Consider the following 18,753-nt stretch of genomic DNA (forward strand, 5'->3'; position numbering starts at 1 on the left):
GAGAGCGGCATCCACTCACCTGTGCGGAGCCCCGCACGCCCGTGCGGGCATCTGCGGGACAATGACCCGGTGACCTCAGCGACCCGACAGCCCGATACCGCGGCCGAGACCCTCCCGCCGCGGCTGATCGCCACCGACCTCGACGGCACCCTGCTGCGCGACGACAAGTCGGTGTCCCCCCGCACGGTGGCCGCGCTGGCCGCCGCCGAGGAGGCGGGCATCGAGGTCTTCTTCGTCACCGGCCGCCCGGCCCGCTGGATGGACGTCGTCAGCGACCACGTGCACGGCCACGGACTGGCGATCTGCGGCAACGGCGCCGCCGTGGTCGACCTGCACGGCGGCCCCGGCGCCCACAAGTTCGTGAAGGTCCGGGAGCTGGAGCGGGAGAACGCCCTGGACGCCGTACGGCTGCTGCGCGACGCGGCGCCGGGCACGGTGTACGCGGTGGAGCAGACCTACGGCTTCTACCAGGAGCCGGCGTACCCGAAGCTGCACATGGAGATCCCCGACAGCCTCGCCCCGGCGGAGGAACTGCTGGGCCCGGACCACCGGGCGGCCGGGGAGCCGGTGCTGAAGATCCTGGCCTACCACCCGGACATCGACCCCGACGCCTTCCTGACCCTGGCCCGGCTCGCCATCGGCGACCGTGCCGGTGTGACCCGCTCCAGCCCCAGCGCCCTGCTGGAGATCAGCGGTCCCGAGGTGTCCAAGGCCAGCACGCTCGCCCTGTGCTGCGCCGAGCGCGGTATCTCGCACGAGGAGGTCGTCGCCTTCGGCGACATGCCGAACGACGTCGAGATGCTGACCTGGGCCGGCCGGTCGTACGCGATGGGCAACGCCCACCCGGACGTGATCGCCGCGGCCTCGGGACGGACGGTCGCGAACAACGAGGACGGGGTCGCGGTCGTGATCGAGCAGTTGGTGGCCGAGCGGGTGTAGGTGCCGCCCGCTCTTCCTGGAGCGGTCGAGCCGCTCCGTCAGAGCGCCACCCCCCGCGCCTCCAGCCACGACACCGGGTTCACCGCCGAGCCCATCTCCGGTGTGACCCGGGTCTCGAAGTGCAGGTGCGGTCCGGTGGAGTTGCCGGTGGTCCCCGACTGGCCGATCCACTGGCCGGGGCTGACGTGCTCCCCCTGGTCGACCGCGACGGACGCGAGATGGGCGTACTGCGTGTAGTAGCCGCCCGCGTGCTTCAGCACGATCTCGATGCCGAAAGGCCCGCCGCAGGACACCGTCACCACCCGGCCCGTCCCCACGGACCGCACCGGCGTGCCGATCGGCACCGCGAAGTCCTGCCCGGTGTGCCGGCTCGACCACCGCGCCCCGCCGCTGCCGTAGGACGCGGACAGCTCGTACGTCTCCACGGGCGCGACCCACGCACTCGTGAACCCGGTCTCCGGCTGGTCGAGCCGGACGGCCCCACGGCACGCCCCGGCGGCGACCGAGGCGTCGGCCTGCCCCTGGAGCTGCGAGCGGGCCTCCTCGAGCTTCTGCTCGATACCGGCCTTCAGGTCGGCCAGTCGGACGTTCCGCTTCTCCAGCGCCTCCCACTCGGCGGCGGCCTTGGCCTCGTCCGCGGTGAGCCGTGCCTCGGCCCGGCGGCTCTTGGAGATCGCGTTGTTCACGGCGAGATTCGTCTGTGAGAACGCGTGCTGACCTCGCATCAGGTCGTCGGGACTGTCGGCGAGAATCATCTGCGCGGCCACCGGCAGACCACCGCTGCCCCGGTACTGGGCACGGGCGATGCGGCCCAGGTCCTCGTTCAGGCCCGCGATGTGCCGCCGCTGAGTGTCCAGGAGAGCCTCCGCCCGCTGTGCCTTGGCCCGCTGCTCGTCGGCCTCCTTGCGACCGGCCTCGTACAGCTGCGTCGCCACCGCCGCGTCCTCGTACAGCCGCGCCACCGCGGCGCTGATGCCCGTGTCCCCGCCGCCCCCGGGCTCCTTGTCCGCCGCCGTCGGCCGGGCCGCGAGGGCCGCCAGCGCGCACAGCAGCACCGGAACGAGCAGGCGATAGCGGCGATATGAGCGCATGTCAGCGATCCTCGCCCAGCCTCGCGGGCCCGGTCCTGTTCACGTCGTACGGCTGGGGGACCGGCTGCTCCGAATGGATCAGTGCGCGCGGCCCCGGCCCGGTGCGGGGTGCTCCAGGCGGCTACCGCGCTCCCGCAAGCTCCTCCGACGCCGCCTCCCGCTCCGCCATCTCCCGCAACGGCCCGTCCGCGGCCACCAGCTCCGGGTACGACCCCCGCTGCACCACCCGTCCCTGATCCAGCACGAGCACCTCGTCGACCGCTTCCAGGCCCGCCAGCCGGTGGGTGATGAGCAGTGTCGTACGGCCCTCGGTCGCGGCCAGCAGATCGGCGGTGAGCGCGTCCGCCGTCGGCAGGTCGAGGTGCTCGGCGGGCTCGTCGAGCACCAGGACGGGGAAGTCGGCGAGCAGCGCGCGGGCCAAGGCCAGCCGCTGCCGCTGCCCTCCGGACAGCCGCGCCCCGTGCTCGCCGACGAGCGTGTCGAGCCCGTCGGGCAGGCCGCCTGCCCAGTCCAGCAGCCGGGCCCGGCCGAGCGCGGCACGCAGCTCGTCCTCGGTGGCGTCCTTCCTGGCGAGCAGCAGGTTCTCGCGCAGCGAGCTGTCGAAGAGGTGCGCGTCCTGCGCGCACAGCCCGACGAGCTTCCGTACGTCGTCACTGTGCAGGGCGTAAGCGTCCACGCCCGCCAGCGTGTACGCACCCGCACGCGCGTCCAGGAACCGCAGCAGCAGCTGCGCCAGCGTCGTCTTGCCGGAGCCGGACGGTCCGACCACGGCGACCCGACGGCCCTCCTCGAGAGTGAGGTCGAGCCCGGCGAGCGCGTCCCGGTCCTGCCCCTCATACCGCGCGGTCAGCCCCTTGACGGCCACCGGGAACGGCGACGCGGGCGCCTGCCGGGGACGCTCCGGCTCCCCCACGGGCGCCGGGGCGTCCAGCACCTCGTACACCCGCTCGGCGCTCCGGCGCACCCGCTGCCGGTACTGCACGGCGAGCGGCAGCCCGAGCACGGCCTCGAAGGCGGCCAGCGGGGTGAGGACGACGACGGCCATGGTCACGCCGTCCAGCCGCCCCGCCGCGACCGCCTGAGCCCCGACCAGGGCGGCGGCCGTGACGGTCAGGCCGGAGATCAGCGCGGTGAGCCCGTCGCCGAGGGCCGTGGCGGTGGCGGCGCGCGAGGCGATCCGGGTGAGCGCCCCGTCGGCCTCACGTGCCCGGGCGGTCCGCGCGGGCAGGGCCCCGGCGACGGTCAGCTCCGCGGTGCCGGTGAGCAGATCGGCCACCCGCGTCGCCAGTACGCCGCGGGCGGGGGCCAGCCGGTGCTCGGCCCGCCGCGCCACGGCACCGGTGATCAGCGGCACAGCCACGCCCGCCGCCAGCAGCCCGGCCGCGAGCACGGCCCCGGCCTCGGGCAGCAGCCACGCCGTGAAGCCGACGGACGCGGCCGACACCACGACGGCCGCCCCGGCCGGCAGCAGCCACCGCAGCCAGTAGTCCTGCAGCGCGTCCACATCCGCGACGAGCCGGGAGAGCAGATCACCCCGGCGGGTCCGGCGCAGCCCGGCAGGAGCCAGCCGCTCCAGCCGGCGGAACACCGCGACCCTGGTGTCCGCCAGCATCCGCAGCACAGCGTCGTGCGAGACCAGCCGCTCGGCGTACCGGAACACGGCCCGCCCGATCCCGAAGGCCCGCGTCGCCGTCACGGCCATCATCAGATAGAGCACGGGCGGCTGCTGCGAGGCCCGCGAGATCAGCCACCCGGAGGTGGCCATGAGCCCCACGGCGCTCCCGAGCGCGAGGCTGCCGAGCAGCAGGGCGAGTCCCAGCCGCCCGCGCCGGGCACCGGACATGGCGCGAACGCGCGTGAGGACGTTGCCCGAGGCCGATTCCCCGTTGGGCTCGGCCGCATCGACCGGGGCGGGCGGCTCGCCCTCGACGGAACCCGGCTCGGGGACCGAGGCCGGCGCGACCGGCGCGGCGGTCGTCTCGGGCTCGGCCAGGCGCACCACCCGGTCCGCCACCCCCAGCAACGCCGGCCGGTGCACCACCAGCAGCACCGTCCGCCCGGCCGCCAGCCGCCGTACCGCGGCCACGACCTCGGCCTCGGTGGCCCCGTCCAGCGCGGCCGTCGGCTCGTCGAGCAGCAGCACGGGCCGGTCCGCGAGGAACGCCCGGGCCAGCGCGAGCCGCTGCCGCTGCCCCGCCGACAGCCCGGCCCCGTCCTCGCCGAGCACGCTCTCCGCGCCCTGAGGCAGGGCGTCCACGAACTCCAGCGCCCCGGCGTCCCGCAGCGCCCGCCGTACGGCGTCGTCGTCGGCGTCGGGCCGTGCCAGCCGTACGTTCTCGGCGATCGTCCCGGCGTACAGATGCGGTCGCTGCGGCACCCACGCGATCCGGGAGTGCCACTGCTCGAGGTCGGCATCGGCCAGGTCGGCTCCCCCGGCCCGCACCCGCCCCTCGGCAGGCCGCACGAAACCCAGCGCCGCACTGAGCAGCGTCGACTTTCCGGATCCGCTCGGCCCGACGAGGGCGACCGTCTCCCCGGGCTCGACGGTGAAGGACACGTCCGACACGGCGTCCGCCGAGCGCCCCGGGTACCGGACCGTCACGCCTTCGAACGCCAGCGCACCCACGGACACGGCCTCGGACCCGGACGCCGGCACGGGCGTCTCCAGGACCTCGAAGATCTCCTCGGCCGCGGCGAGCCCCTCCGCCGCCGCGTGGTACTGCGCCCCGACCTGCCGCAACGGCAGATACGCCTCCGGTGCCAGGATCAGGATGACCAGGCCGATGTACAGGTCCATCTCTCCGTGCACCAGCCGCATGCCGATCGTGACGGCGACCAGCGCCACCGAGATCGTCGCGAGCAGCTCCAGCGCGAAGGAGGAGATGAAGGCGATCCGCAGCGTCCGCATGGTCGCCCGCCGGTACTCGCCGGTGATCCGCCGGATCGACTCGGCCTGAGCCTTGGCACGGCCGAAGACCTTCAGCGTCGGCAGCCCCGCGACGACGTCCAGGAAGTGCCCGGACAGCCGGGACAGCAGCCGCCACTGACGGTCCATCCGGGACTGGGTGGCCCAGCCGATCAGGACCATGAAGACCGGGATGAGCGGCAGGGTGCCCACGATGATGGCCGCGGAGACCCAGTCCTCGGTGACGATCCGCGCCAGCACCGCCACCGGCACGACCACCGCGAGACCCAACTGCGGCAGATATCGCGAGAAGTAGTCGTCGAGGGCGTCGACGCCCCGGGTGGCCAGGGCGACCAGCGAACCGGTCCGCTGCCCGCTCAGCCACCCGGGTCCCAACCGCACGGAGCGCTCCAGCAGCCGCCCCCGCAGCTCGGACTTCACCGCCGCGCTCGCCCGGTGCGCGGCGAGCTCGGTGAGCCAGCCGACCAGCGCCCGGCCCACCGCGGCGGCAGCCAGCAGGAGCAGGGGAGTGCCGAGTTCGGACACCGGCATGCGGTGCTGGAAGGCCCCGACCACCACCTCGGCGATGAGCATCGCCTGCGCGATGACCAACCCCGCCCCGACGGCACCCAGGGCGACGACCGCCCCCAGGAAGTCCCGGGTGGCACGGGCGTACCGGAGCAGACGCGGATCGATTGGTTTCACGTGAAACACACCTCAGTGCGCGGTCTCGGCGATGTGCTGCGTACCGATCCGCTTGCGGAACACCCAGTACGTCCAGCCCTGGTAGAGCAGGACGATCGGGGTGGCGATCCCGGCACACCAGGTCATGATCTTCAGTGTGTACGGGCTGGACGAGGCGTTGGTGACCGTCAGGCTCCACTCCGGGTTCAGCGTCGACGGCATGACGTTCGGGAAGAGCGTCAGGAAGAGCATCGCCACCGTGGCCACGATGGTGAGTCCCGACAGGGCGAACGCCCAGCCCTCACGCCCGGCCCGTGCCGCGACCAGCGCCACGAGAAGGGACGCGACGGCCACGACCACCGCGACGAGCGACGCCGTGTCGCCGCGGTCGGCCTGCGTCCACAGCAGGAAGGCGAGAGCCAGCAGGGCGGTCACCAGTCCGACGCGCAGCGCCAGCTTCCGTGCCCGCTCCCGGATGTCCCCGACGGTCTTGAGGCCGACGAACACCGTCCCGTGGAACGTGAACAGGGCCAGCGTGACCAGACCGCCCAGCAGCGCGTACGGGTTGAGCAGGTCCAGGACGTCGCCGGCGTAGTTGAAGTCCTGGTCGATCTTCACGCCCCGCACGATGTTGCCGAAGGCCACACCCCACAGGAACGCGGGGAGCAGCGAGGTCCAGAAGATCGCCGTCTCCCAGTTGCGCTGCCAGCTCTCCTCGGGCCGCTTGACGCGGTACTCGAAGGCCACACCCCGGACGATCAGGCAGACCAGGATGAGCAGCAGGGGCAGATAGAAGCCGGAGAAGAGCGTCGCGTACCACTCGGGGAAGGCGGCGAAGGTGGCACCGCCCGCGGAGAGCAGCCAGACCTCGTTGCCGTCCCAGACGGGCCCGATGGTGTTGATCAGCACCCGCTTCTCGGGCCGGTCGCGGGCGAGCAGCTTCGTGAGCACACCGACCCCGAAGTCGAAGCCCTCCAGGAAGAAGTAGCCGGTCCACAGGACGGCGATCAGGACGAACCAGACGTCGTGCAGTTCCATGACTGTGCAGCTCCCTCGGCCTAGTACGAGAAGGCCATCGGCTTGTCGGCGTCTCGGGAGTCGCCGCCGATCTTCGTGGGCGGGTTGAGGTCGGCCTCGGTGAGCTCGGGCGGGCCCGCCTTGACGTACTTGACCAGCAGCTTGACCTCGATGACGGCGAGGATCGCGTACAGCGTGGTGAAGACGACCATCGAGGTGATGACCTCGGCCTGGGAGACACCGGGGGAGACCGCGTCACGCGTCTGGAACAGGCCGTAGACGACCCAGGGCTGGCGGCCCATCTCGGTGAAGATCCAGCCCCAGGAGCTGGCGATCAGCGGGAAGCCCAGGGTGAGGATCGCCATGCGCCAGTACCACTTGGTGAGGGTCGGGCCGAGCGCCTTGTTCGGCAGGAGCACGAGATGCGGCACCTCGTCCTCGCCCACCCTCAGGTGCTGTGGCAGCAGGAACTTCTTCCGGGTCAGCCACAGCCCGGCCAGACCGATGGCGAACGACGTCATACCGAAGCCGATCATCCAGCGGAAGCCCCAGTAGGCGACCGGGATGTTGGGCCGGTAGTCGCCGGGGCCGTACTTCTCCTGCTCGGCCTTGTTGACGTCGTTGATGCCGGGGACGTACGAGGTGAAGTCGTCCTTGGCGAGGAAGGACAGCAGGCCGGGGATCTCGATGGCGACCTTGTTGTGTCCCTTGTCGACGTCGCCGACGGCGAAGATCGAGAAGGGCGCGGGCTTCTCGCCGTCCCAGAGTGCCTCGGCCGCGGCCATCTTCATCGGCTGCTGCTCGTACATGATCTTGCCGAGGACATCGCCGCTGATCGCGGTGAGCATGCCGCCGATGACGACGGTGACCAGGCCCAGCCGCAGCGAGGTCTTCATCACGGGGACGTGCTTCTTGCGGACCAGGTGGAAGGCGGCGATGCCGACCATGAAGGCGCCGCCGGTCAGGAAGGCCGCGGTGAGCGTGTGGAAGACCTGGGCGAGCGCGGTGTTCTGGGTCAGCACCAGCCAGAAGTCGGTGAGCTCGGCGCGCCCCTTCGCCTCGTTGATCCGGTAGCCGACCGGGTGCTGCATCCAGGAGTTGGCCGCGAGGATGAAGTACGCCGACAGGATCGTGCCGATCGAGACCATCCATATGCAGGCCAGGTGGATCTTCTTGGGCAGCTTGTCCCAGCCGAAGATCCACAGGCCGATGAAGGTGGACTCGAAGAAGAAGGCGATCAGCGCCTCGAAGGCGAGTGGCGCACCGAAGACGTCACCGACGAAGCGCGAGTAGTCGGACCAGTTCATGCCGAACTGGAACTCCTGCACGATGCCGGTGACCACACCCATCGCGATGTTGATCAGGAAGAGCTTGCCCCAGAACTTCGTCGCCCGGAGGTACTTCTCCTTCTCCGTCCGCACCCAGGCGGTCTGCAGTCCGGCCGTGAGGGCGGCCAGCGAGATCGTCAGGGGGACGAACAGAAAGTGGTAGACGGTGGTGATGCCGAACTGCCATCGCGCCAGGGTCTCCGGCGCCAGAGCCAGGTCCACGTCGCCGCTCCTTACATACGCTTGTGAAAGCGTTCACATTCACAAGCCATTATGCAGCACGGCCTTTCGAGTCCCAAAGGGGGCCCCTCCTGGCGGCACCAAAGGGCCCCTCCTGGCCCACTCCGCACCTCACCGCGGCGGCCGTTTCACGTGAAACGGCCGCCCGGCAGGTCGTAGAGCCGCCTGACCCAAGGGCTGACTCAAAGCCTGGCTCACGGAGCACTACAGCTCCTTACGGAACCCCTCCGCCACCTTCAGGAAGATGTCGTTCGCCTCGGTCTCCCCGACCGTGACCCGCACGCCCTCACCCGGGAACGGCCGGATCACCACACCCGCCTGCTCACACGCCTGCGCGAAGGCGACCGTGCGCTCCCCCAGCCGCAGCCACACGAAGTTGGCCTGGGTCTCGGGCACCGTCCAGCCCTGGGCGCGCAGCCCGTCGACCACGCGCGTGCGCTCACACACCAGCGAACCGACCCGGCCGAACAGTTCGTCCTCGGCACGCATGGAGGCGATCGCCGCCTCCTGCGCGAGCTGGCTCACCCCGAACGGCACCGCCGTCTTGCGCAGCGCAGCCGCCACCGGCTCATGGGCGATGGCGAACCCGACGCGCAGACCGGCCAGGCCGTACGCCTTGGAGAAGGTCCGCAGGACGCAGACATTGGGCCGGTCGCGGTAGAGCTCGACACCGTCCGGCACCTCGGGGTCGCGGATGAACTCGCGGTAGGCCTCGTCGAGCACCACCAGCACGTCTCCGGGCACCCGGTCGAGGAAGCGCTCCAGCTCCGCCCGCCGCACGACGGTGCCGGTCGGGTTGTTGGGGTTGCAGACGAAGATCAGCCGGGTCCGGTCGGTGATCGCGTCGGCCATCGCGTCGAGATCGTGCACGTCACCGGCGTTCAGCGGCACCTGGACCGCTGTCGCCCCGCTGATCTGCGTGATGATCGGGTACGCCTCGAAGGACCGCCAGGCGTAGATCACCTCGTCGCCGGGGCCGGAGGTGGCCTGGATCAGCTGCTGGGCCACACCGACCGACCCGGTGCCGGTGGCCAGGTGGGAGAGGGGCACGCCGAACCGCTCGGACAGCTCGTTCATCAGCGCCGTACAGGCCATGTCCGGGTAGCGGTTGAAGTTGCCGGCCGCCGCCGTCACGGTCTCCATCACGCCGGGCAGCGGCGGGTACGGGTTCTCGTTGGAGGACAGCTTGTAGGCCACCGGCCCGCCTGCCGCGGCGGGCTTGCCCGGCTTGTAGGTGGGGATTCCCTCCAGCTCGCCGCGCAGCTTGGGGCTCGTCTCGCTCACCGCAGTCCTCCTCGCGAAGACCGGCGGCCCATGACCGCCGCCGACATCCAATACTCCTCACCTTATGAGGATTCGGCGCCGCTGCGTACACCCGCGGCGGAGCGGTGAACGCCGGACTCCCCCGTCCCACCGGCATCAGGGGCATCGCCGCACGAAGGCGTACGAAACCGGGGGCGCGCCCTACATATATCTACGCGCCGGTGGTGTACGCCGTGGCGCGCATCCCCCGTGAAGGTGAGTTGAGACCTCTTCGCAACCTCGCCCCCTTGGCAGGCTTGTGCGGGCCGACAAGCCACGTACTGGCATGGGGGCGCTTAACTCCCTTGGTTTCCAAGGTAATTGAGGGTTAATGATCATGCAGAAACGTGCCTGTCAACGTATGCATATGCGTCCGCACTACCCCACCGCATGAGCCCTACTATCGGCTCGCCATGACAGCAGCAGGGAAGCACCAGGTGAGCCGCGCGGAAACCTCACGTCGAGGCAGTCGGCCGGGTCGGGCGGGTATCAGAGACGTGGCCGCCGCCGCCGGAGTCTCCATCACGACCGTCTCCGACGCCCTCAACGGCAAGGGCAGGCTCCCGGACGCCACCCGGCGCCATGTCCGCGAGGTCGCCGACCGGCTGGGCTACCGGCCCTCGGCCGCCGCCCGGACACTCCGTACCGGCAAGTCGGGACTCATCGGCCTGACCGTGACGACGTACGGGGATGAACCTTTCACCTTCACGGAGTTCGCGTACTTCGCCGAGATGGCGCGAGCCGCCACCTCCGCCGCGCTCGCCCGCGGCTACGCCCTCGTCATCCTGCCCGCGACCTCCCGCCACGACGTGTGGTCGAACGTCGCCCTGGACGGCACGGTCGTCATCGACCCCTCCGACCAGGACCCGGTCGTCAGCGAACTCGTCCGGCAGGGTCTGCCGGTCGTCTCCGACGGCCGCCCGGCCGGCTCCCTGCCGGTCACGGCCTGGGTCGACAACGACCACGAGGCCGCCGTCCTCGGCATCCTCGACCACCTGGCCGACGCCGGCGCCCGCCGCATCGGCCTGCTGACCGGCACGACGACGGACACGTACACCCACCTGTCGACCACCGCGTACCTGCGCTGGTGCGAGCGCGTCGGCCAGGATCCGGTGTACGAGGCCTATCCGGCGCACGATCCGTGCGCGGGCGCCGTCGCCGCCGACCGGCTCCTCGCCCGCCCCGACCGGCCCGACGCGGTCTACGGGCTGTTCGACCCGAACGGCACCGACCTGCTCGCCGCCGCCCGCCGCTACGGCCTGCGCGTACCGGACGACCTGCTGCTGGTCTGCTGCAGCGAGTCCACCGTCTACGCCAACACCGAGCCCCCCGTCACCACGCTCTCCCTGAAGCCGCGCCGCATCGGCACGGCGGTGGTGCAGCTCCTCATCGACGCCATCGAGGGAGTGGAATCCGACCGCCCGGTCGAGCAGGTGATACCGACGGAGCTGATCGTGCGCACCTCGTCCCAGCGACGCCCGCCGCGCACGACGGTCAGCCCGCCGCGATCCCCCGAAGGGGCGTAGTTCCGGTCTCCGGGTACCCCCGGGTCCGGTACCTCGGACCCGGGCCGGGGAAAGTCCCGTCCCCGGGGAGAAACAGGGCCGGTCCCCCGCAGAGAAGGGATCGTTCTCGCGAAGAGAAGGAAAGCGAGGACGGTCACACGGTGGTCAAAGCCCGGCCCAATCGGGGCGAAAGCCGCGGTGAACTGGACTCTTGCTCTGATTCACCACCCCTGGGTCATCACATGGCGCGATCCGCATTCCTATGATGGGCCCACGACACCGGCGGGCCGCTACGACCAGGCAGTCCGCTGCGGTGCAGATGCGGCTTGATGGTGGAGGGGTCGATGACTCAGGGGGCCGGTCAGGGACCCGAGGTGGAGCGCACGGCGACGTTGCGCGACTTCCGGGTGCCCGCGTACGTCCACGAGACCGGTCCGTACGTCCAGAGCGCGAGCCCCGGCGAGGTCGCTCCGCCGCCCGAGGAGACCTATCCCGAGGGATACACGCCGACCCAGCGCGACCTTCCCGTGGTCAACCGGGGTGACACTGTCCAGGTGACCGTCGACCCGGAAACCGCCGCGGCCCCGCCCCCGAACACCGGACAGGGCCCGCTGTACGTCGTGGGCGACGTACACGGCTATCTCGACCAGCTGGTGGCCGCTCTGCAGGAGAAGGGCCTCCTCGACGCCGACGGCCGCTGGTGCGCGGGCACCGCGCGGCTGTGGTTCCTCGGCGACTTCACCGACCGCGGCCCGGACGGCATCGGCGTCATCGACCTGGTGATGCGGCTGTCCGCGGAGGCCGCGGCGGCCGGCGGCTACTGCAAGGCGCTCATGGGCAACCACGAGCTGCTGCTGCTCGGCGCCAAGCGGTTCGGCGACACCCCCGTCAACTCCGGCGCGGGCACCGCCACCTTCCAGGCGGCCTGGCTGCTCAACGGCGGCCAGAAGACCGACATGGACCGCCTCCAGGACCACCACCTGCAGTGGATGGCCCGTCTCGACGCCGTCGAGGAGGTCGACGGTCATCTGCTCGTCCACTCCGACACCACCGCCTACCTCGACTACGGCCGCTCCATCGAAGAGGTCAACGACACCGTCCGCGAGACGATCACGCGCAACGACGCGGACGAGGTCTGGGACCTGTTCCGCAAGTTCACCAAGCGGTTCTCCTTCCGCGACGAGGGCGGCGCGGACGCCGTGCGCTCCCTGCTCGATACGTACGGGGGCACCCGCATCGTTCACGGGCACAGCCCGATTCCGTATCTGCTGGGCGAGGTCGGCTCCGAGGAGGACGAGGACAGCGACGACCCGGTGATCGAGGGTCCGCACGTCTACGCCGACGGACTCGCCATCGCGATGGACGGCGGCGTGACCATGGCCGGAAAGCTGCTGGTCCAGCAACTGCCGCTGGATACGTGAACGTTCACCGGGCAGGCGTTTCCCGTCATGGGACCGGACGGGTGAAGGGCCAATTTCGGTAAACCCCCTGTCACCGCCTACCTCCACGGCTCTACCATCGGCTTATCCGTAGCAGGCTCCCCTCCGTTTCTGCCCGACGGCTCGTCAGCATGCCGAGCCCCAAGCCCTACGGAGCATCGGGGGATGCACATGAACAGCGTTCCGCAGCACCTGCTGAGCGAGGACCGCCAGGAATACGAGCGGATCCTCGATGAGGTGCTGCGCTCCGCACCACACCGTCCGGAACTGACCGCTGTCGGACAGCGGCTGAACTCGGAACAACTGCGCACCATGGCGCTGAACGCCACCGCACTCATCACGGCGGCCGCGTCGACCGAATACCAGCACTACGTCAAGGTCCGTGAGGAACTGCGCCAGCCGGCGTCTTCCAGCCCGGCGGCCGTGCGCGAGTCCGGCTCTTCCGAGTCGGGCACGGGCCCGGCGGGGCTGGCCGCCGCCATGGGAGAGGTCGCCGAGACCGCCGGCGCGGGCGCCGTCGCCGTCGTCGCCGTCCTCGCACCCGTCCTGGCCGGAACCGCCGCCGCGATCTTCCTGCTCGTCGGCTACATCCTGCAGATGCTCGACCCCCAGCAGGCGTTCGCCCGGACCATGCTCACCACGGGCTGGGTGTTCGGCGCCGTGACCGCGGTGGCGATCCTGGTCGCCGCGGTGGGACTGCTGCTCACCGCCCTGCGCAACAAGCCGACGGCCGAAGGCGGTCCGTACGGCGAACTGCAGGGGGAGGTGGCCCTGGCCAGGGACGCCTGGCACGAGGCCCTGCTGGAGCGGGGCATCCTGCCCTTCCTGCGCGAGGCACTCGTCAGCCCGGACACGGCCGCCGCGCTGCACCACACCTCCCCGTCCACTCCGATCAGCCGCATCCCGCACCTCGGCTACGACCGCCCGGGATTCACCAGCCCGGACGAGGGCCACCGCGGCTCGCGGCCGAGCTACAGCAGCCCGGACTACACCAGCCCGGACTACGGAGGACCGGAACACCAGCCGGAGTAGCCGGGACCCGCAGGCCAAGGGCCAGGGACCATGTGTCCCCAGCCCTCGGCCCTCGCGGCCTGTGTGCGTCCGGATCAGTCCGCGATCGGCAGATACACCCGGTTCCCGCTCGCCGCGAACTCCTTCGACTTCTGTGCCATGCCCTCCTCGATCTCGGTCCGTGTGCCGCCGTGTTCACGGCGGATGTCCTGCGAGATCTTCATGCTGCAGAACTTGGGACCGCACATCGAGCAGAAGTGAGCCGTCTTGGCGGGCTCCGCCGGCAGGGTCTCGTCGTGGAACTCCCGTGCCGTGTCCGGGTCGAGGGCCAGGTTGAACTGGTCCTCCCACCGGAACTCGAAGCGGGCGTCGGACAGCGCGTCGTCCCATTCCTGGGCACCCGGATGTCCCTTGGCGACGTCGGCCGCATGGGCGGCGATCTTGTAGGTGATGACGCCGGTCTTGACGTCGTCACGGTTCGGCAGGCCCAAGTGCTCCTTGGGTGTGACGTAGCACAGCATGGCCGTGCCCCACCAGGCGATCATCGCGGCACCGATGCCGGAGGTGATGTGGTCGTACGCCGGCGCGACGTCCGTGGTCAGCGGGCCGAGCGTATAGAACGGAGCTTCATCGCAGATCTCCTGCTGAAGGTCGATGTTCTCCTTGATCTTGTGCATCGGGACGTGGCCCGGGCCTTCGATCATGGTCTGTACGTTGAAACGCTTCGCGATCCGGTTGAGTTCCCCGAGGGTGCGCAGTTCCGCGAACTGCGCCTCGTCGTTGGCGTCCGCGATGGACCCGGGCCGCAGGCCGTCGCCGAGCGAGTACGTGACGTCGTACGCGGCGAGGATCTCGCAGAGCTCCTCGAAGTTCTCGTACAGGAACGACTCCCGGTGATGCGCGAGGCACCAGGCGGCCATGATCGAGCCGCCGCGGGAGACGATGCCCGTCTTGCGGTTGGCCGTCAGCGGCACATAGGCCAGGCGCACGCCCGCGTGGACCGTCATGTAGTCCACGCCCTGCTCGGCCTGTTCGATGACCGTGTCCTTGTAGACCTCCCAGGTCAGATCCTCGGCCCGGCCGTCGACCTTCTCCAGGGCCTGGTAGAGCGGCACGGTGCCGATGGGGACGGGGGAGTTGCGCAGCACCCACTCACGCGTGGTGTGGATGTTGCGTCCGGTGGAGAGGTCCATGACCGTGTCGGCGCCCCAGCGGGTCGCCCAGGTCATCTTCTCGACCTCCTCCTCGATGGAGGACGTCACCGCCGAGTTGCCGATGTTGGCGTTGACCTTCACCAGGAACCTCTTGCCGATGATCATCGGCTCGATCTCCGGGTGGTTGACGTTGGCCGGCAGTACGGCCCGGCCCGCGGCGATCTCGTCGCGGACCACCTCGGGCGAGACGTTCTCCCGGATGGCCACGTACTCCATCTCGGGCGTGATCTCGCCGCGGCGGGCGTACGCGAGCTGCGTGACCGCCTCGCCGTCCCGGCTGCGACGCGGCTGGCGCGGGCGGCCGGGGAAGACGGCGTCGAGGTTGCGGAGGCCGCCGCGGGGCGAGGTGTGCTTGATGCCGTCGTCCTCGGGACGGACGGGACGGCCCGCGTACTCCTCGGTGTCTCCGCGGCTGATGATCCAGTTCTCGCGCAGCGGCGGCAGGCCCCTGCGGACGTCGGTGTCGACGAGTGGATCGGTGTACGGGCCCGACGTGTCGTACAGCGTGACCGCCTGGCCGTTGGTGAGATGCACCTGACGAACCGGCACGCGCAGGTCGGGGCGGGTGCCCTCGACGTACGCCTTGTGCCAGCCGATGGACTTCCCGGCCTCCTGGGACTGTGCGTCCGGAACGGAGGCAGGCGTGCGTGCGTCCTTGTCGGTCATGAGACCTACTCCCTACGCCGGCATTACCCGGTAACAGGTTCGGCGGTCGACGCAGCGGTTTCCGTCTGCCGACGTTCCGTGTGAAACATCACTCGACTTCGGTGATGTTTCATGTGAAACATCGCTGGGACGGAGGTCAGCGCCCTCTCAGCCCGGTGCTCCGAGCTCCCGCGTGTACAAAAGGTGCCTCCACGCTAGCGGCAATTCTGGCGCGGTGAACAGAGGGCCCCCCTCGTTCTTGCGATGATCGGTCGGTGACCACGACGCAGCGTCCCCCTTACCCACCGCCCGAGCCGCCTCGCGGATCCGGCGCCGGAAACGGCAACGGCCGGGGAGACGGCCACGGTTTCGCCCCCGGGGCCGGGTATGGGCCCGGGGCAGGTTACGGGCCGGGCGCCGAGGCCGGTGGTGAGCGTGGTTCAGGCTCTGCCGGGGGATACGGGCCGGGCAACGGCCAGGGGGGAGGCTCAGCCGGTGGGCAGGGAGCCGGTCCCGGCGACGGGCAGGGTCCGGGGTCGGGAGGCGGGCACGGGCGCGGTTCCGGAAGCGGCGGAGGCGACGGCCACGGGCATGGCCCCGGTCCCGCGCCGGGTGGCGGACACGGGCACTCGCACAGTCACAGCCACGGTCCGGCCACGCCCGTCTCCATGCATCTGCGCAAGATCATCGCGGCGATCCTGATCCCGTTCGGTGCGGCCGTGCTGGTCGGTCTCGTCGTGCTGTGGCCGGGCGGCGCCCCCTCGCACGAGCGCACCGGCGTCGGCTTCGACCGGCAGACCGAACAAGCCTCGGTCACCAAGGTCGTGGAGATCAGCTGCAAGGAGGCCGGCGCCTCGGGAGTCCCGCCGACCGGCGACACCTCCACCGCCGAGGGCTCCTCCGCGGAGCAGCAGGAGAAGGGCACCTGCAAGCGGGCGACGATCCGGGTCGACAGCGGCAAGGACAAGGGCCGCACCTTCACCGAGATCATCCAGCCGGACCAGTCCCGCCAGCTGCACGAGGGCCAGAAGGTCGTGGTCGCCTACGAGCCCTCCGCGCCGAAGGACCTGCAGTACTCGGTCACCGACGTCAACCGCCGTCTGCCCTTGGCCCTGCTGGCCGGCATCTTCGCGGTCGCCGTCGTGGTCGTCGGGCGGCTGCGGGGGGTCATGGCCCTCATCGCACTGGCCATCAGCTTCCTGGTGCTGACCTTCTTCATCCTGCCCGCGATCCTGCAGGGATCGAACCCGCTGATCGTGGCGGTGGTGGGCGCGAGCGCCATCATGCTCATCGCCCTGTACATGTGTCACGGACTGTCGGCACGGACCTCCGTGGCGGTGCTCGGCACGCTCATCTCCCTGCTGCTGATCGGTCTCCTCGGCTCGGTGTTCATCGACTGGGCCGCGCTCACCGGCAATACCGACGACAACACCGGTCTGATCCACGGCCTCTACCCGACGATCGACATGAGCGGTCTGCTGCTCGCCGGCGTCATCATCGGTTCGCTCGGTGTTCTGGACGACGTGACGGTCACACAGACCTCGGCGGTCTGGGAGCTGCACGAGGCCAATCCCTCGATGGGCTGGCGCGGGCTCTACCGCGCGGGCATCCGGATCGGCCGCGACCACATCGCCTCGGTCGTCAACACGCTCGTCCTCGCCTACGCGGGTGCCGCCCTGCCGCTGCTGCTGCTGTTCTCCATCGCGCAGAGCGGTGTGGGGACGGTCGCCAACAGCGAGCTGGTCGCGGAGGAGATCGTGCGCACGCTGGTCGGTTCGATCGGCCTGGTCGCCTCGGTGCCGGTCACCACCGTTCTGGCCGCGCTCGTGGTCTCGGCCGACCGCACCGGGGAGGAGCACGCCGTGGAAGCCTCGGCGGTCCCGGCCCCGGCACGTGGGGGGAGGGGTCGGCGGCGTAAGCGCTGACGTCTCTGAGCCAGACGTCCCAGCGCCACAACGCCGAAGCGTTCCCGCACGGCCCGGCGGCATCCGGTGAAGCGTTACTCCACCGTGCCGCCCGAGGGGTGTCTCACCCGGCGCCCTGTTCCGCCAGGATGCGGTCCAGTGCCTCGTCGAGGTGGGCGTCGAAGTCGGCGAGCGAGCCTTCCTGGCCCAGCGGCACCAGCTTGTCGGTGCGGTCGAGGAAGGCGACGAGCGGTGCCGTGGAGGACCGGAACAACGCCTGGTCGCTGCCCACCTGAAGGCGGATCAGCACCTCGCCCAGCGTGTCCGGTTCGACGGGGGTGACCCGCACATCGCCCTCGCCGCACGGCCGGCCGACGCCGTCGATCAGCAACTCCCGGCCGAAAGCCCACGTCACCGGGGCGTCACCGGGCAGGTGGAACGTCAGCCGGACGGCATAGGGATCACCGGTCTCATAGCGCAGCTCCACCGGAATGCGGAAGGAGAGCTCCTCGGACACGAGGAAGCTCATCATGACCTCTGCTTGTACGGACTCGCGCATCGCTAACCCCGTCATTCGCCGTGACTGGCCGGGAACGAACCTCTGACACTTGATGGAATCTTGCTGAACGTACACAGCAGATCACAAGGAGTGAGTTTTCACATACTGATAGAGAGCGCCAGCGACCCGAGTCGCCGCCCGATCTCGCTCTGCAACTGCCGGGCCGCGGGCAGCAGCCGGTCCTCCTGGTGGGCGGGCAGGGAGATGGCCATCGTCGCGGCCGTCGTGCCCAGCGTGAGCGGGATCGCCGCGCAGACCGCGCCCAGGGCGTACTCCTGACGCTCGGTCACGGGTTCCATCCGCCGCATCCGCTCCAGACGCCGGAGCAGGCTGTGGTCGTCCCGCACGGTGTACGGCGTGAGGGGCTGCACCGGGTAGCGGTCGAGGTGGTCGCGGCGGGCCTCCCCGTCCAGTTGGGACAGCAGGCACTGCCCGATGGCGTGCGCGTGCCCGGTCTCCCGGAAGTCGGCCCACTCCTCGACCGCCGGGGTGCCCGGGGTCTGGGAGACGCACATGACCTCGATCTCGCCCTCGCGGTACGCCGCGTAGTAGACGGGTACGCCGAGCAGGTCTCGCCACTGCGCGAGCGTGTCGACCACCGTGCTGCGACGTTTCTGCCGCGCCCCGCTGCTGCTCAGCCGCTCGGCGGCCTCGCCGAGGAAGAACAGGCCCTTGTCCCGGCGCAGATAGCCCTCGTGTACGAGGGTGCGCAGCAGGTGGTAGGTCGTGGGCAGCGCCAGCCCGGTCTCGCGGGCCAGTTGCTTGGCGGGGGCGCCGTAGACGTGCCCGGCGACGGTTTCCAGCAGGCGCATGGCGCGCTGTACGGATCCGATGAGGGTCGCCGGAGGCGGGGGTACGGCGGGGGGTGGCGGTGTGGTGGGAGGCGGTGATGCGGAGGGTGCCGCCGAGCGCGGTTGCGCGGGAACGCCGCGCAGGTGGGCCGGTGCGGTGTCAGCCGGGGCCAAGGGTC

General features: G+C 70.5%; 13 protein-coding genes. 5 read left to right on the forward strand and 8 right to left on the reverse strand.

The window, feature by feature from the left end:
• The first annotated feature begins 69 nt into the window (after positions 1-69).
• A complete protein-coding gene (locus ACZ6I3_RS19280; RefSeq protein WP_469415919.1) occupies positions 70-939 on the forward strand; it encodes an HAD hydrolase family protein in 870 nt (289 codons plus the stop codon).
• A 38-nt stretch (positions 940-977) separates the two neighbouring features.
• Here the strand turns inward: ACZ6I3_RS19280 and ACZ6I3_RS19285 are convergent, their stop codons facing one another.
• The 5 genes from ACZ6I3_RS19285 to hisC all read right to left on the reverse strand — a co-directional run bounded on the left by ACZ6I3_RS19285 (position 978) and on the right by hisC (position 9,488).
• Positions 978-2,030: a M23 family metallopeptidase gene (locus ACZ6I3_RS19285; RefSeq protein ID WP_469415921.1), complete on the reverse strand. Its 1,053-nt coding sequence runs from the start codon at positions 2,028-2,030 to the stop codon at positions 978-980.
• 121 nt (positions 2,031-2,151) lie between these two features.
• Positions 2,152-5,640: a thiol reductant ABC exporter subunit CydD gene (cydD, locus tag ACZ6I3_RS19290; protein WP_469415923.1), complete on the reverse strand. Its 3,489-nt coding sequence runs from the start codon at positions 5,638-5,640 to the stop codon at positions 2,152-2,154.
• Between the two features lie 12 nt (positions 5,641-5,652).
• Positions 5,653-6,657 carry a cytochrome d ubiquinol oxidase subunit II gene (gene cydB / locus ACZ6I3_RS19295; protein WP_469415924.1) on the reverse strand — a complete coding sequence of 335 codons (1,005 nt, stop codon included), beginning with the start codon at positions 6,655-6,657 and terminating at the stop codon, positions 5,653-5,655.
• A 20-nt stretch (positions 6,658-6,677) separates the two neighbouring features.
• Complete coding sequence (locus ACZ6I3_RS19300; RefSeq protein ID WP_469415926.1) at positions 6,678-8,186, reverse strand: cytochrome ubiquinol oxidase subunit I; 1,509 nt, start codon at positions 8,184-8,186, stop codon at positions 6,678-6,680.
• Between the two features lie 222 nt (positions 8,187-8,408).
• Entirely contained in the window at positions 8,409-9,488 is a 1,080-nt protein-coding gene (gene hisC, locus ACZ6I3_RS19305) for a histidinol-phosphate transaminase (protein WP_469415927.1), read from the reverse strand.
• Positions 9,489-9,919: 431 nt separating this feature from the next.
• On the opposite strand from hisC, the gene ACZ6I3_RS19310 reads away from it, so the two are divergent.
• From ACZ6I3_RS19310 to ACZ6I3_RS19320, 3 genes are all read left to right on the forward strand, one after another.
• Positions 9,920-11,032 carry a LacI family DNA-binding transcriptional regulator gene (locus ACZ6I3_RS19310; protein ID WP_193479117.1) on the forward strand — a complete coding sequence of 371 codons (1,113 nt, stop codon included), beginning with the start codon at positions 9,920-9,922 and terminating at the stop codon, positions 11,030-11,032.
• A gap of 308 nt (positions 11,033-11,340) precedes the next feature.
• Complete coding sequence (locus ACZ6I3_RS19315; protein WP_469415929.1) at positions 11,341-12,432, forward strand: metallophosphoesterase family protein; 1,092 nt, start codon at positions 11,341-11,343, stop codon at positions 12,430-12,432.
• A 183-nt stretch (positions 12,433-12,615) separates the two neighbouring features.
• The gene (locus tag ACZ6I3_RS19320; protein ID WP_469415931.1) at positions 12,616-13,482 is read left to right on the forward strand and encodes a hypothetical protein; all 867 of its coding nucleotides are present in this window, start codon (positions 12,616-12,618) and stop codon (positions 13,480-13,482) included.
• Between the two features lie 74 nt (positions 13,483-13,556).
• On the opposite strand, the gene thiC is transcribed toward ACZ6I3_RS19320, so the two are convergent.
• Positions 13,557-15,341 carry a phosphomethylpyrimidine synthase ThiC gene (gene thiC, locus ACZ6I3_RS19325; protein ID WP_469415932.1) on the reverse strand — a complete coding sequence of 595 codons (1,785 nt, stop codon included), beginning with the start codon at positions 15,339-15,341 and terminating at the stop codon, positions 13,557-13,559.
• A 254-nt stretch (positions 15,342-15,595) separates the two neighbouring features.
• Between thiC and ACZ6I3_RS19330 the strand changes: the two genes are divergently transcribed.
• The gene (locus tag ACZ6I3_RS19330) at positions 15,596-17,245 is read left to right on the forward strand and encodes a YibE/F family protein (protein ID WP_469415933.1); all 1,650 of its coding nucleotides are present in this window, start codon (positions 15,596-15,598) and stop codon (positions 17,243-17,245) included.
• Between the two features lie 103 nt (positions 17,246-17,348).
• Here the strand turns inward: ACZ6I3_RS19330 and ACZ6I3_RS19335 are convergent, their stop codons facing one another.
• Positions 17,349-17,783 carry an SsgA family sporulation/cell division regulator gene (locus ACZ6I3_RS19335; protein ID WP_193479121.1) on the reverse strand — a complete coding sequence of 145 codons (435 nt, stop codon included), beginning with the start codon at positions 17,781-17,783 and terminating at the stop codon, positions 17,349-17,351.
• Between the two features lie 98 nt (positions 17,784-17,881).
• Positions 17,882-18,748 carry an IclR family transcriptional regulator gene (locus ACZ6I3_RS19340; RefSeq protein ID WP_469415935.1) on the reverse strand — a complete coding sequence of 289 codons (867 nt, stop codon included), beginning with the start codon at positions 18,746-18,748 and terminating at the stop codon, positions 17,882-17,884.
• Between the last annotated feature and the right edge of the window lie 5 nt (positions 18,749-18,753).

The organism is Streptomyces sp. NPDC041940, assembly GCF_055589465.1.